Consider the following 14,009-nt stretch of genomic DNA (forward strand, 5'->3'; position numbering starts at 1 on the left):
TTATTCAGAAGACGGTCACTTAGAAGCCGTATTCTAAACCAATGCGAGTTACGATATCGGTATCCGCGTCACCAACGGTACGACCTGCAATACGTAGGTAAGGTACGAAACCATTATGCACCGCCATCAACTGAGCAGAAATGGTGTTGCTATCAGCCAAAGCATCCGCTTTCAACGCCGAATTTGATGCCGTAGTGCCACTCAAATCAGCTTCGAGATTCGCCGCATAACCCACCTTAAAGCCAATTGGACCATTCCAGTATTGACCAACAATAGAGTAGGAATCTTGAGTATACTTACGAGATCCATTATCTAACTCTTCCCCTTTATAGGCTGCTGCGATACCAAAGCCACCGGGAAGACTTGCTTCAAAGCCAACAATGTAAGCGAACGTATCATCTTCATAACCTGCAACTACTGGCGCTTGTGTAGGCTTACCATCTTTGTCAAAGCTCCAATCACCGCCAGATTTCGCCACTACGCGAGTTCCCGATTCAATTGCCCCCATGAAGGTCACTTTATCCAAGCTGTACTTCGCACTAGCACCAAAGAAGTTGGCATCACGAGTTGCTGCACCACCACCATTGTCATTGTCATCACGACCAACAGACGCTGCGAACGAGAAACCACCAAACTTAGGAGAATCGTAGCGAACTTGGTTAGATTGACGATCGTAGTGGCCATTGATGCCGCCCCAATCGAATACAGAACCTAGACCTGGGTTAGAGAATGGCCAGTCAACAATTTCGTATAGTGGAGTTAGAACGCGACCAACACGAACGTTACCCCAATCACCTGATGCACCAATGAAAGTGTCACGGAAACCAAGCACACCCCCTGAAACGCCGCCATGACCCCAGTCAGTGCTGTCAACGTAACCTGATTCAATTTGCATTGTAATCAATACATTATCAAACATTTCTTTGTGCGCACGGAAACCAATACGAGATTCGTTTTCTACAACAAAGCCACTGCTGGTATCATTGTTATCAGTGACGTTGTAGTTCACCAATGAGATAGCTGCAACACCGTAAACTTCGACATTAAAGTCAGAGTTCACACCAACTTCTTTAGCGGTTGCACCAGTTGCGGCCACTGCAATTGCTGCACCTAAAAGCGTTTTTTTAAAGTGAGACATAAGATTAACCCCTATTTAGAATTATGTTTTTCCTTGTTCTTCGTTAAACTCGATGAGTTGCTATTCCTAGTAACCATCTGATTTTTTTGGAGAACTAAATTTTGGACGGGGCAAATATCTCAGACTTTTTTTTCTTTAAAAAATGGCAGTTCCAACAACCTGAGCCAGTTCAAAATAAATCAATGAAAAACAATGTAAACAATTAAAAATCAACACCTTAAAAAGAAAAGATAAATGTAAAAAACGTCAAATTTAGTTTTTTATTGCGACGTGGCGGCAAATATGTTGCCGTATCGTGAAGCGACTCACACAACTTTTAGCTCAATTAATGGAACTTTATATTTCCAAAGAAAAAAGATTGAAGTGCCTCGCAAGGAAATGAGGCGAAATATCGGTACGGCAAAGCCATTTTGACGTAATTGATTGCACGAACCAATGCTTGACCTTCCCCCGGCGGTAAGGTTTATCTTTATTGCCACATTATTTCGTGGGAGATAAAAAGATGAACCAATTTACCCTTGCGCTCTCTGGCCTCAACTGCATGGGTTGCGCTCGTAAGGTAGAGAAAGCACTGCATGCCGAGCACAGTGTCACGATTCAAGCGCTGTCTCCCAACGAAATCAGCTTAGAGACCCCGTCCACTCTGGTCGAGATTGCTGAGACGATAGAAAAGCTTGGTTATCATGCTGGTCATGATTATCACTTCCAACTTCAAGGGCTTAACTGTGGTCGCTGCGTCAATAAAGTGAACGCCTTACTCAGTGAGCACAGCGAGGTGATTCGCTTCACCGTGAGCAAAACAGAACTTGCTATCACCACCAGCTTGAGTGAACAAGCGGTCATTGAGCTTATTGCTTCTATTGGTTACCAAGCCCTACCTGGGGATGCCGCAACAACAGAGGTAGCGCAAGCGCCCGCAGTGACTTCTTTACTATTGCCGCAAAGTGAACCCACGCGCGAGGTTGACTCCTCTCTCTTATCCACAGAGGCGATCACCTCACCGGAACTTCAGGAAAGCATACCGTTACTGATTCAAGGCATGACCTGCGCAAGTTGCGTTTCGTCCGTCGAAAAAGCGCTGCTTTCTGTCGATGGAATTGACAAGGCGCAAGTCAATCTTGCAGAGCAAAGTGCACTTGTGTTTACACGCTCAAGCAGAGCGGACTTAACGGACGCATTGCTTGCCGCCGTCAAACAATCGGGTTATCAGGCGGAAGTAGTGCTCGACGCTGAACTGACACAACAAAAGCAAAGTGAACAAATGATGCAAGCGCAGCGAAAACACAAAGTCAGCGCTTTCACAGGAATTGCCCTTGGTGCGCCACTGATGTTGTGGGGTGTATTAGGTGGCAGCATGAGTATCGCAAACACTCAAGATCAGATCGCATGGGGAATTGTCGGCTTAGTCTGCCTATTGTTGCTTGCTACCGCGGGAAAAAGTTTCTTTACTAATGCGTGGTTAGCACTCACTCACAAACGCGCCACCATGGATACGCTGGTTGCATTGGGGACTGGAGCAGCTTGGCTCTACTCGATGTTGGTGGTTTTATTTCCGAGTTGGTTTCCGCAAGCCTCACGTCACGTTTATTTTGAAGCCAGTGCGATGATTGTCGGCTTGATTTCACTAGGACACTATATCGAAGCGAAAGCCAAAGCGCGTACAACTCAATCGCTGCAATCGCTGATCAACCTCCAGCCTCAAACCGCAAGTTTGATCACCGACCAAGGCGAGCAAACCATCGCTGTTAAACAGATTCAATTAGGGATGAAACTGCGCATCAAGCCGGGAGAAAAAATTCCCGTTGATGGTTTGGTGATTTCTGGCGAGTCATATCTCGACGAATCCATGCTCACAGGTGAACCCGTTCCGGTTTTCAAACAAGCGCAAGACAACGTTTCTGCTGGCACTCTAAATAATGACGGCAGCTTAATTATTCAAGCAACTGGGATCGGTGCTGATACCATGCTGGCTCGTATTATCCGTATGGTGCGTCAGGCGCAAAGCAGTAAGCCCGCTATCGCCAAACTGGCGGATCAGATTTCATCGGTCTTCGTGCCTGTTGTCGTGGCCATTGCCCTTTTCTCTGCGGCAATTTGGTTTTTCGTTGGCCCAGAGCCAAAAGCCAGTTACATGTTGGTGGTCACCACCACCGTACTGATCATCGCGTGCCCCTGCGCACTCGGCCTTGCAACCCCATTGTCGGTGACGGTGGGGGTTGGTAAAGCGGCTGAAATGGGCATTTTGATCCGAGATGCGGATGTACTGCAATCGGCCAGCAAAATTGACACTGTGGTATTCGACAAAACCGGCACCTTGACCCAAGGAGCCCCCAAAGTCCAAGCGCTTTATACCTTTGACTACGATCAGCAGCATTTACGTTCACTGCTGTTGAGTGCCGAACAGCAATCAGAGCATCCACTCGCCAAAGCGATTGTGGCAGACGCCCTACACCACAAAGCACCTGCGCTTGAAGTGAGCCAGTTTGAAAATATGCGAGGCAAAGGGGTTCGCGCCGTCATTGCGGGGGATGAGCTATTGGTGGTGTCATTAAATCACTTACAAGCACAGCAATTTGACTTGAGCGTCGCCACTGAGGCGATTGACGAATGTGCGCAAAACGCTTGGACGCCAGTCGCTGCCGTGCTTAACCAGCGTTTAATCGGTTTGATCGCCATTTCAGACCCAATCAAAAGCGATTCTAAACAAGCTATCCAAGCCTTGAAGAGAGAAGGCATCCACACCGTAATGCTGACAGGTGACAACCAAAGCGTGGCCAACGCCATTGCTCAAGAGTTGGGTATCGATGAAGTCATCGCGCAAGTGCTGCCCGATGAGAAAGCGAGCCATATTGAACGCCTTCAATCGCAAGGTCGCAAAGTCGCCATGGTCGGTGACGGCATTAATGACGCGCCAGCTCTAGCCTTGGCCGATATTGGCATTGCGATGGGCAGTGGCAGTGATGTGGCGATTGAAAGCGCACAGATGACGCTGCTCAACTCGTCACCACTTGCCGTTCTCAACGCCATTGAACTGTCCAAAGCGACGGTGAAAAACATGAAGCAAAATCTCTTTGGTGCCTTTATTTACAACTCTTTGGGTATTCCAGTGGCAGCTGGCGTACTGTATCCTGTATCCGGTTTTCTTTTGAGTCCTGTGGTGGCTGGTGCAGCCATGGCACTCTCTTCCATTACCGTGGTCAGCAACGCCAATCGACTACGCTTATTTAAAACGACAACACGCTCTTAGGGGTCACTATGAAACTAAAAACACTTACTCTTATGCTGCTGACAGGTCTGTCAGCAAACGTTTTGGCAGCGGACGTCATCAACCATAAATCACCTTACTGTGGATGCTGCGGTGATTGGACCAAACACATGGAAGAGAATGGTTTCACCGTAAAAGAAGAGCTTCACGATGATATGAACAGCGTTAAGCAGAAGCTAGGATTGAAGAACGAGCAACTCTATTCATGCCATACTGCGGAAATTGAAGGCTACGTATTTGAGGGGCATATTCCGGCTGACGATATCAAAGCCTTTTTAGAAAACCCACCTCGCAACGCGAAAGGCCTTGCGGTTCCGGGCATGCCAATGGGATCTCCGGGCATGGAATATGGCGACAAAAAAGACAGCTACTCTGTGTATGCCTTTAACGAACAAGGTCAAGTGTTTGAATATCGCCGCCATGAAGGCAATCAAAAATAGCGATTGAACAATAAAGAGAAAAACCCAGCTGAGCTGGGTTTTTCTTTCTGTACGCGCTAAGCATTACTTCACGCTTGTTACTCGGCTTGCTTTCTCGCCTGTCGCAGACACAGAACGGATAAAGACTTCACCTTCTACGGTTGGACGAGCATCATCCGCGTACGTCAGCCAGTTTTTGCCGTCTAGCGAGTATTGAAGCGTGACGCCAGGGAACTGAACGTTCATAGCTAGCTTACCCTCTTCGACTTTCGCACCCGGTACAGGTAGGCGGTAGTCGATGCCTGATTTTTCCAGTTTCGCCAGTTCACGTTGACCAAGTACGTTGGCAAAGCGGTTGTAGTCTTGGTTTAGCGCCGCTTTGTCCACTAGGTTTGAGTTTTGCGAGTATTCCACACCCACTTTGTAGTCGTTTTCCCAATCCGCGCGGTGCCATGCACGCTCAGCGGCGGCGAGTACGCGAGGGAATACCATGTACTCATATTGCTCATCGTTACGCACGGTTTCAGACCAAAGCTGCGCTGATAGGCCGTAGAAAGGTTCCGCTTCAATTTCACCTTTGCCCGTAAAGCCGTTGCCATCACGGTCTAAAGAGGTTTCAGCGTTTTGCGGCATGTTCTCTGGCGCAAAGCCGAACATCTTACGCGTGTCTGTTGCACGTGTTGCCCAGTAGTAACCGCGCTCTTTCGGGTCCACTTCGTATGGCATGTCCATGTACACGTAGTCTGGGTTAGACACGATCACGTCGTAACCTTTCTTCGACCACTCGTACACTGAAGATGTACCGCCCCAGTACAGAACGTCCCAGAAGTTTACGCGCGTATTTTCTGTTGCGAACGCGTTCTCACCTTCGCTGTACTTCAAGCCATCTTGCCACGCTTGGAAGTTTGGAATGCCCTTCTCGGCCACAATCTTCGATACTTGCTCTGCAAAGTGACTTGGCAGATGACCGAAGTCACTGACTGTGCCATCGGTAATGAGCGTCTGACATTGTGGCGACTGGGCAAATGGCTTGTCTTGCTTAGACAGGTCAATCGTGCCTTTCCAGCTTACTTTGTCTTGCGCGTTAACATCTTGGAAGCCAGCGCCTAGCTTGATGTTCTTCGCTTCGTCACCACCGAAGTGCCATGTTGTTAGCGGTGCGCCTGCTTCTGCGTGCATGGCTGCCACTTCTGAAATCACCTTATCAACAAAGCGCGTTGACGATTCCATACATGGGTTGATAAAGCTTTGCTTATCGTAGAACTGAACCGTCGTCACGTTCGATGTATCTTGAGGATCCATCAGGCGGAATTCGTTCGCTTGTGCTTCTTTTCCTTCGGCCATGAGACGATCGTAACGTGCCTCCATCGATACCACTGCGGCACGAGCGTGGGCTGGCATGTCGATTTCTGGAATCACTTCGATGTTACGTGCTTTGGCGTACTTCAGGATTTCTACGTAGTCTGCTTTGCTGAAGTAGCCAGAACCAAAGTTGTCTGACGTTGGACCCGAGCCAAGCTGAGGCAGTAAACAGCTTTTCTCTTCAACGTCGAAACAACGATTAGCACCCACTTCTGTCAGCTCAGGCAGACCCGGGATTTCCAAACGCCAACCTTCATCATCCGTTAGATGAAGATGAAGTTTGTTCATCTTATACGCCGCCATTTGGTCTAGCGTCGCAAGAATGGCGTCTTTAGAGTGGAAGTTACGAGCCACATCCACCATTACGCCACGGTAATCAAAACGAGGCGCATCTTTGATCGACAGTTGTGGTAGAGAATTAGCATGTTGGCTGTCTATCAGGCCAAAGATAGATTGCACTGCGTAGAAAGCGCCTGCTTGGTCAAACGCTTTAATCGCAATACCGTCGCCTTGGATGCTCATCTCGTAAGCACCCGATTTTGCTAACTCACCAGTGAAGTCCGCTGGAACAACCGTGATGCTAACCGGAACATCACCGCGAACATTCACACCAACCACTTCTGCACGTTCTTGAATTGCTGCAAATTGAGCTGCATCGAATGCGTCTTTAGGCAGCGCAATACCCGCCGCGATATCAACTGTGCCCTTGCCTGCTTCCACAAACAGTGGCGTCGGTAGCAGCGTAGTTGATACATCTTGTTTTGCTAGGTCTTGGTTCTTCTCAAAGCGAGACACAGCACTCGCGAATACATTGTTGTCATCTGGCGTACGTTTTAGGTTGTTACCTTCAAGACCGGCGACGAAAGATGCCACATCTTCCGTGTTTAGAGAGGCAATCATCTTTGGCTCTGCGTTTGGCGCCGTGACGAAAGCACCTGGCATAAAATCGGTTTCAAACAACGTCCAGTATTCACCAATCAGAGGCAGTACGACTTCTTCACCTGCGGCAAAACCATCAAATTTGTCCGTCGGTTCTAATTTGTGTAGATCACCTGTTACACGAGAGATTTTAAATTGGTCATTTTCCACATCTAAAATCAGACGGATGCTGTGAAAGTAAATGGCCCAATCTTTCGAGCTGACCGCTTCGCCTTGATTCACCAGCGTCATATTCACTCGGTTACAAGAAGCCCATTCAGCCCCCATATCACCACAGGCCAGCCCCTCGTTCGCGCCATGATTTGTCATAACTTGGTATTGAATATCCAAATTATCCGCTAATGAATTGACGACACGTTGCTCATCACTTTGTAATGTAGAACAACCCGCTAAAGAAGCGATAACCGACGCAGCAATTAAAGTTTGTTTCAACATCTTACTTACCCTAAAACTCAGAAAATCAATCCAGCCAAAACGGCTGTTACTTACCAATGCATTCAACATACAGCGAGTTTTTTCTAAGCGTGAAATTAATAAGTAGGAGAAGTGATCTAGTTCAAACTGAGAACGAATACGAAAATATAAAAACTTTAATTTCAACAAGTTAAAACGTACGTTAAATTCGTAATTTCATTTTTGACGAGTTTTTATCGTATACAGATCACAAAAACATCAACACAATGGACACTATTGAAAGAAATTTCCCACAATGGTGACGTGCTTTAAAATTCAAATCATCAGAATTTGACATTGAAATTGAGTATTTGATCTCACTTTTAGCTCCGTTAACCCTCGTCATTTTTACCAAATCAACAAATTTGCCGGAACATTTTTCAGGAAGCAAAACATGCTCAAGCTCGTTACCCTTATTATTGCGATTGTAACTCTCGTTCCCACGGTAATTGCCGAACCATTAGTGTGGAAAGCCACCAAAGGTAAAACGGAGTTCAGAATATTAGGCTCGATTCATGTGGGAAGCGATGCACTGTACCCGCTACCCAATGAGATAGAAAACGCCATCGCTAACAGCCAAGCTCTCATTGTGGAGGCCGATTTATCGCAATTGAATCAAGTGACTTATCCACCTCAACGCTATGTCAGTCAGCAAGTCCTCACCGATGAACAGAAACAGCAGCTGCAACAAATCGCCAATGAGCTCGGCTTGCCCTATCAACAATTGATGCTTGCTCCGCCGTGGGCAAGTGCCTTAACCATCCAAATGGCTCAAGTACAAAAACTGGGCTACCACTCAGAACTTGGCGTGGATACTTATCTTATTCAAAAAGCACGTCAACATGGTGTCCCTCTTCATCCGTTGGAAAGTGCGCAATTTCAAATCGATCTACTCACCAAAACACCTCAAGATGGCAAAGAATTGCTGATTAGTGCGCTGTCAGAGTTTAGTGAAAGTGAGCAGTTACTCTCTTGTTTGGTTGAGAGCTGGCAAAAAGGCGACAAACAAAAACTGGTGGAGTTCGCTAACCTGTCGGAGATCTCCCCTGAGTTGGAAAAAGCGATGCTGACGGATAGAAATCACGATTGGGTCCAAAAGCTCTCTCAACTTGCTCAAGAGGAGCCTGGTCATTATGCAGTGGTGGTCGGAGCGTTGCATCTGGTGGGTAAAGAGAATCTCATTGCACTGCTCGAGCAATTCGGTTTTAAAACCGAGCAACTGACCCAAAGCCAGCCTGCGCAATGCCATTTCTAATTTTGGCCACCTCATAAAAGGTTCGGCATCAGCGAACAAACTTTGCCTCACCCCAAACGACGAAAGCCTGCTATAAAAGCAGGCTTTCTAAAAGTAGTCGGTGAAGAGGAAATCGACGCGGATGGGCTTCCATCGGACTGGCGTTCCAGCCCCCGTTCTCTACAACCAAAACATTGCAAAAAGGCCCTACATTTCTGCAGGGCCTTTTCTTAATATGGTCGGTGAAGATCTATATTCTAACGTCAGGCGAACCCCACAAGGTTCAACATCAGTAAGCAAACTTTGTCTAAAACCAAAACGACGAAAGCCTGCTAAAAAGCAGGCTTTCTTAAAGTGGTCGGTGAAGAGGGATTCGAACCCCCGACCCTCTGGTCCCAAACCAGATGCGCTACCAAGCTGCGCTATTCACCGAGATGTTTCACAGAAGCTTTGTTCCGTCAACGGATGCGTATATTACGGATTCTGGCTGACGACGCAAGAGCTAAGCGCAGTTTTTTTGTAATAATTTATCCGTTTGCTTATTCCGCCACCAGTAGCACATAAAATGTGAGCAGAAACACACCAACAAAAACATACCGTTAACTTATGCAACACAATTGATCCAGATCAGTGTGCAAAATAGCACCAGCTTTTAACTTTACCCTGTCTTCACACTTTGGGGGAAACCATGGACTTTTGGCTCGATTTGCTATTCGGTAATGCGGTAGGACTTTCTTCAATGATTGTCATATTTGGTGCACTAGGTCTAATGCTGTTTTACGGCGGTTTCATCGTTTACAAGGTCATGAATGACAAATCTCCTCACTAGATATCGCCAAGCTCTATAATCTTTTATAGAAACGCTTTGCACCGGAATGGGTTTTCTGCCTGTTCCGGTTTTTTATTCTCTGGATTGATCGTTTTCCCCCAACCGTTGGTATACTCCTGCAACCATTAATCAAGCTTTGAGATGCCGTTATGTCTCACGACGATGATTTCGAACTTTTCCAACAAATGATGGGGGATGTAAAGCCCATCACTCATGACACTGCTGAGCACAAGAAAAAACACCAAGTCAGTGAATCGCAATTGGCGCGGCGCGAAGCGGCGATTTGGCTCACCGAGGATAATCCAGAGCACCTCAGCCTTGATCACGCAGAAATGCTCAAACCTGATGACATGGTGGAGTTTAAAAGAGACGGCGTACAAGAGGGTGTCTATCGTAAGTTGCGTTTAGGCAAGTACCCCATCCAAGCCCGACTAGACCTGCATAAGAAATCACTCAAAGAAGCACGAGATGAACTTGTTCACTTTCTCAAACAATGCATGAAAATGGACATTCGCACCGTCGTGATCGCTCATGGTCGAGGCGAGCTATCCGATCCCCCCGCCAAGATGAAAAGTTTTGTCACGACGTGGTTAATGCAGATTAAAGAAGTGCAATGTTGCCACAGTGCGCAGCGTTTTCATGGTGGAACTGGCGCTCTCTACGTTTTGTTGCAGAAAAGTGCCGATAAAAAACTCGAGAATCGAGAACGCCATCAAAAACGCTTAGGCTAACATTTATTCAGTGCTAGAATGCACGCCCCAATTTCCCTTACAGCCAGTAAGGGAGTGATCGATACAACGCCGTTGTGAAACGTTAAGAGAGAACAACATGTCCCAAGATAACGCTAAACGCCTTAATAAATACATCAGTGAAACTGGTTTTTGCTCACGCCGAGAAGCCGATAAACTCATCGAGCAAGGTCGCGTCACCATCAATGGCAAACAGCCAGAAATGGGCACCAAAGTCCTACCTGGTGATGATGTTTGTGTCGATGGAAAACCCGTTGCCACGAAAGAAAAACCGGTCTACATCGCGCTCAATAAACCCACCGGCATAACCTGTACCACTGAACGCAACATTCCGGGCAATATCGTTGATTTTATTGGTCATAAGAAGCGTATTTTCCCAATTGGTCGATTGGATAAACCGTCTGACGGTCTGATTTTCCTAACCAATGATGGGGATATTGTTAATAAGATTCTCCGTGCGGGTAACCACCACGAAAAAGAGTATGTGGTGCGAGTGGATAAAGCCATTACACCTGAGTTTATTAAAGCAATGTCGAGCGGCGTCAATATTCTCGATACCGTAACCTTGCCTTGCAAAGTCACACAGGAAACCAAGTTCTCCTTCCGTATTGTTTTAACTCAAGGTTTGAACCGCCAGATCCGCCGTATGTGTGAAGCACTCGGCTATGAAGTGTTTAAACTGCGTCGTGTGCGCATTATGAACATTTCTCTCGACGGCATTCCGAACGGTAAGTGGCGTTACCTTACCGACGATGAGGTGACGGAGATCCTTGCGATGTGTGAAGGCTCTGTTGGCACCGAAGAAGCCTCTCGCGTTGATGCCAAAGGCCGCCGTATTCGCAAAGCCACCGACGCTAAGCTGTTTGACAGCCGTGAGGAAAACCAAACCTCTACTGCACGTCGCAACCAAAAACAGCGCACTTTCAAAGGCAACAATGCTGATGAGTTTCGCCATGCGCCAAATTCAAAAAAAGCGCAGCAAAGAAAGCAGCAGGATGGCGATAAACCGCGTTTTGAAAAACCAAAGCGCCAAGAGCAAGCTGGAAAAGCAAAACGCTATGACAATCCCAACGCAGCAAAACCCGTCAAACGCACGGGCGGCACTTTGACTCTTAAGAAATAATATTCCTCGCAACCATTAAAAAGGACGCTCGAACGAGCGTCCTTTGTTGTTCACCAAACGTATTCTATTTTACCCCTCAAAGAGCTTAGGCCTCTAAACAGAGCTCAGCAAAATGCCCTCGAGTGAGCATAAGTAAATCTTTGGGTGCTAACTCAATCTCTAAGCCACGCTTGCCTGCACTGACACAAATGGTCTCTTGTTGCTCTGCACTGATATGGAGAAAGGTGGGCAGAGCTTTCTTTTGCCCGAGCGGACTAATGCCGCCCACGACATAGCCTGTGGTTTTTTGCGCGATTTCAGGATCGGCCATATCGGCTTTTTTGCCATTAGCGGCTTTCGCTGCCAATTTTAGATTGAGTTTTTGGTCAACGGGAATGATCGCTACCGCCAAATTTTTTGCTTCGCCATTTAAGCAAAATAGCAACGTTTTAAAGACTTTCTTTGGATCTTGCCCAAGCACTTCTGCCGCTTCCAAGCCATAGCTTGCCGCTCGTGGATCGTGCTGATATTCATGGATGGTATGAGGAACTTTCTTTTTCTTGGCAAGATTGATAGCCGGAGTCATCGTCTCTCTCCTGTATAAACAAAAAGCGCTATTCCAGATCGAAATAGCGCTTTAGTTAAAGATATCAGCGAGATTGAGTCAAACTCTTTCTCTTATCGATTATTTGTAAACAATTTCACCATTTGGCGCGAACTTGTTCACATCGATTGGGCTGTTCTTCTCTAGGAACTCTTTCAGTACTTCAGCATCCACAAAACCAGTGTTCACGTAACCAGGGTGGCCAGTCAGTTTAGGGTAACCATCACCACCCGCGGCGTTGTAGCTTGGTACGGTGAAGCGGTAAGTTTCATCTAGACGAAGCTGTTTGCCACCGATGAATACGTTAGAAACTTTACCGTCTGCCACTGTCATTGAGATACCTGCGAATTGCGCATAAGCACCTGAATCAACAGGTTTCGTTGCAACAACGTTTAGGTAATCCAGCACTTCTTTACCCGTCATATCGGTGTAAGTCAGGATGTTTGCAAAAGGCTGAACGGTGAGTACATCTTTGTAAGTCACTTCACCCGCTTCAATCGAGTCACGTACACCACCCGAGTTCATTACTGCGAAGTCAGCTTTTGCACGCTCCATATGCGAAGCTGCGATTAGACGACCAAGGTTAGTTTGCTGGAAGCGAACTACATTACGGTCACCTTCAAGCTTGCCGTTTGTGTCTGCAATCTTGACGTTAAGTTGCTCTTGCCCTTTCTCTTGGTAAGGACGTAGGAATTCTAGCAATGCCGCATCTTCTTTAATTTCGCTTTCAATGAAGACGCGCTGGCTCTTACCATCGACTTCCACTTTCTTCTTCAGGTTAACCGGAATCAGATCGTAGCTCACCATGCGTAGCTCACCATTGCGGAACTCGTAATCAGCACGGCCAACGTATTTACCCCACTCGTGCGCTTGCACGATGTAAGTACCGTTTTGTTGGTCTGGCTTACACTCGTCTGCTGGTTTGAAGTTTTTCTTCACCACATTTGGTGCTTCCATACAAACCGGCTCTTGCGAGTGACCACCGACGATCATGTCTAGATCACCTTCGTTTAGGTAACGAGCCAGTGCCACATCGCCAGGAGCGTTGATGCCACGCTTACCATCTTCGTAGTGACCCATGTGCGTCACGGCGAAGATCAAATCTGGTTTTTCTGTTTCTTTTAGCTCAGCAATCAGCTTCTTCGCTTCTTCCTTCGGATCACGGAAGTCAATTGCGCTAATGAATTCTGGGTTGCCTAGCTTAGCTGTGTCTTCGGTTGTTAGACCAATAACCGCAATTTTAATGCCTTGCTTATCGAACATCTCGTAAGCTTGGAACATGCGCTCGCCAGTTTTCTTGTCGTAAATGTTGGCAGACAGCATTGGGAAGTTAGCCCACTCTTTCTGCTTCATCAGTACGTCTAGAGGATTGTCAAACTCGTGGTTACCCAGCGCCATTGCGTCGTAACCGATTTTGCTCATGCCTTTGAAATCTGGCTCAGCATCTTGAAGGTCTGACTCAGGAACACCTGTGTTGATATCACCACCTGAAAGTAGCAGTACGCTGCCGCCTTCCGCTTGGATGTCAGCACGCAGCTCGTCGATCAGAGTTTTGCGAGCTGCCATACCGTACTCACCGTATTTGTTTTGCCAGAAACGGCCGTGGTGGTCGTTCGTGTGCAATACTGTCAGTTTGTAAGTTGTATCTGCTGCCCATTCTTGAGTTGGCTGAGTTGCACAACCCGCCAGAGTTGCCAGAATAGCTGCGCTAAGCGCGGTTTTTATAATCAGGCGTTGCTTCATTGTCATACCTTTTGAACTTTTTGGGGATTCCACTGCAAATATCTACAGGCCTTTTTAAACATAAGCTCAATTTATTAAACCGAGTTAGGTTGGCTGTAAAACTTGATACAGTTTAAAGTAACTGGCCAAACCATTTCAGTCCGTTTTCATATTTCTGATGCATTGATCACTA

At 47.0% G+C, this 14,009-nt stretch carries 10 protein-coding genes and 1 tRNA gene; 6 read left to right on the top strand and 5 right to left on the bottom strand.

The features are described 5' to 3' along the window. Positions 1-19 precede the first annotated feature (19 nt). Positions 20-1,138 carry a porin gene (locus tag FC652_RS06485; RefSeq protein ID WP_176297957.1) on the bottom strand — a complete coding sequence of 373 codons (1,119 nt, stop codon included), beginning with the start codon at positions 1,136-1,138 and terminating at the stop codon, positions 20-22. A gap of 502 nt (positions 1,139-1,640) precedes the next feature. On the opposite strand from FC652_RS06485, the gene FC652_RS06490 reads away from it, so the two are divergent. Both FC652_RS06490 and FC652_RS06495 read left to right on the top strand, forming a co-directional pair. Further along, complete coding sequence (locus FC652_RS06490) at positions 1,641-4,385, top strand: cation transporter (protein ID WP_176297958.1); 2,745 nt, start codon at positions 1,641-1,643, stop codon at positions 4,383-4,385. 8 nt (positions 4,386-4,393) lie between these two features. Then, complete coding sequence (locus FC652_RS06495; protein ID WP_176297959.1) at positions 4,394-4,843, top strand: DUF411 domain-containing protein; 450 nt, start codon at positions 4,394-4,396, stop codon at positions 4,841-4,843. Positions 4,844-4,906: 63 nt separating this feature from the next. Here the strand turns inward: FC652_RS06495 and FC652_RS06500 are convergent, their stop codons facing one another. Continuing rightward, complete coding sequence (locus FC652_RS06500) at positions 4,907-7,558, bottom strand: beta-N-acetylhexosaminidase (RefSeq protein ID WP_176297960.1); 2,652 nt, start codon at positions 7,556-7,558, stop codon at positions 4,907-4,909. A gap of 412 nt (positions 7,559-7,970) precedes the next feature. On the opposite strand from FC652_RS06500, the gene FC652_RS06505 reads away from it, so the two are divergent. Beyond that, positions 7,971-8,831 carry a TraB/GumN family protein gene (locus FC652_RS06505; protein ID WP_176297961.1) on the top strand — a complete coding sequence of 287 codons (861 nt, stop codon included), beginning with the start codon at positions 7,971-7,973 and terminating at the stop codon, positions 8,829-8,831. A gap of 334 nt (positions 8,832-9,165) precedes the next feature. Here the strand turns inward: FC652_RS06505 and FC652_RS06510 are convergent. Next, positions 9,166-9,242 (bottom strand) — tRNA-Pro (locus FC652_RS06510). 256 nt (positions 9,243-9,498) lie between these two features. Between FC652_RS06510 and FC652_RS06515 the strand changes: the two genes are divergently transcribed. The 3 genes from FC652_RS06515 (at position 9,499) to rluF (ending at position 11,511) form a co-directional block, all read left to right on the top strand. Beyond that, positions 9,499-9,639 carry a DUF3149 domain-containing protein gene (locus FC652_RS06515; protein ID WP_011078358.1) on the top strand — a complete coding sequence of 47 codons (141 nt, stop codon included), beginning with the start codon at positions 9,499-9,501 and terminating at the stop codon, positions 9,637-9,639. Between the two features lie 149 nt (positions 9,640-9,788). Beyond that, the gene (gene smrA, locus FC652_RS06520) at positions 9,789-10,370 is read left to right on the top strand and encodes a DNA endonuclease SmrA (RefSeq protein ID WP_080538037.1); all 582 of its coding nucleotides are present in this window, start codon (positions 9,789-9,791) and stop codon (positions 10,368-10,370) included. 97 nt (positions 10,371-10,467) lie between these two features. Then, positions 10,468-11,511 (top strand): 23S rRNA pseudouridine(2604) synthase RluF, encoded by a 1,044-nt coding sequence (gene rluF / locus FC652_RS06525; RefSeq protein ID WP_176297962.1) that lies wholly within the window; start codon positions 10,468-10,470, stop codon positions 11,509-11,511. An 85-nt stretch (positions 11,512-11,596) separates the two neighbouring features. On the opposite strand, the gene ybaK is transcribed toward rluF, so the two are convergent. Together ybaK and ushA are read right to left on the bottom strand one after the other, a co-directional pair. Continuing rightward, complete coding sequence (ybaK, locus tag FC652_RS06530; protein ID WP_053542084.1) at positions 11,597-12,076, bottom strand: Cys-tRNA(Pro) deacylase; 480 nt, start codon at positions 12,074-12,076, stop codon at positions 11,597-11,599. A gap of 99 nt (positions 12,077-12,175) precedes the next feature. Further along, on the bottom strand, positions 12,176-13,837 hold the full coding sequence (gene ushA, locus FC652_RS06535; protein WP_176297963.1) for a bifunctional UDP-sugar hydrolase/5'-nucleotidase UshA: 1,662 nt from the start codon (positions 13,835-13,837) through the stop codon (positions 12,176-12,178). Between the last annotated feature and the right edge of the window lie 172 nt (positions 13,838-14,009).

This window comes from Vibrio sp. 05-20-BW147 (assembly GCF_013369385.1).
In the GTDB taxonomy this organism is placed as follows: domain Bacteria; phylum Pseudomonadota; class Gammaproteobacteria; order Enterobacterales; family Vibrionaceae; genus Vibrio; species Vibrio floridensis.

Excerpts from the sequence above, each read along its gene's own strand:
- FC652_RS06485 (WP_176297957.1), bottom strand. The coding sequence starts at position 1,138 with ATGTCTCACTTTAAAAAAACGCTTTTAGGTGCAGCAATTGCAGTGGCC.
- FC652_RS06490 (WP_176297958.1), top strand. The coding sequence starts at position 1,641 with ATGAACCAATTTACCCTTGCGCTCTCTGGCCTCAACTGCATGGGTTGC.
- FC652_RS06495 (WP_176297959.1), top strand. The coding sequence starts at position 4,394 with ATGAAACTAAAAACACTTACTCTTATGCTGCTGACAGGTCTGTCAGCA.
- FC652_RS06500 (WP_176297960.1), bottom strand. The coding sequence starts at position 7,558 with ATGTTGAAACAAACTTTAATTGCTGCGTCGGTTATCGCTTCTTTAGCG.
- FC652_RS06505 (WP_176297961.1), top strand. The coding sequence starts at position 7,971 with ATGCTCAAGCTCGTTACCCTTATTATTGCGATTGTAACTCTCGTTCCC.
- FC652_RS06515 (WP_011078358.1), top strand. The coding sequence starts at position 9,499 with ATGGACTTTTGGCTCGATTTGCTATTCGGTAATGCGGTAGGACTTTCT.
- smrA (WP_080538037.1), top strand. The coding sequence starts at position 9,789 with ATGTCTCACGACGATGATTTCGAACTTTTCCAACAAATGATGGGGGAT.
- rluF (WP_176297962.1), top strand. The coding sequence starts at position 10,468 with ATGTCCCAAGATAACGCTAAACGCCTTAATAAATACATCAGTGAAACT.
- ybaK (WP_053542084.1), bottom strand. The coding sequence starts at position 12,076 with ATGACTCCGGCTATCAATCTTGCCAAGAAAAAGAAAGTTCCTCATACC.
- ushA (WP_176297963.1), bottom strand. The coding sequence starts at position 13,837 with ATGAAGCAACGCCTGATTATAAAAACCGCGCTTAGCGCAGCTATTCTG.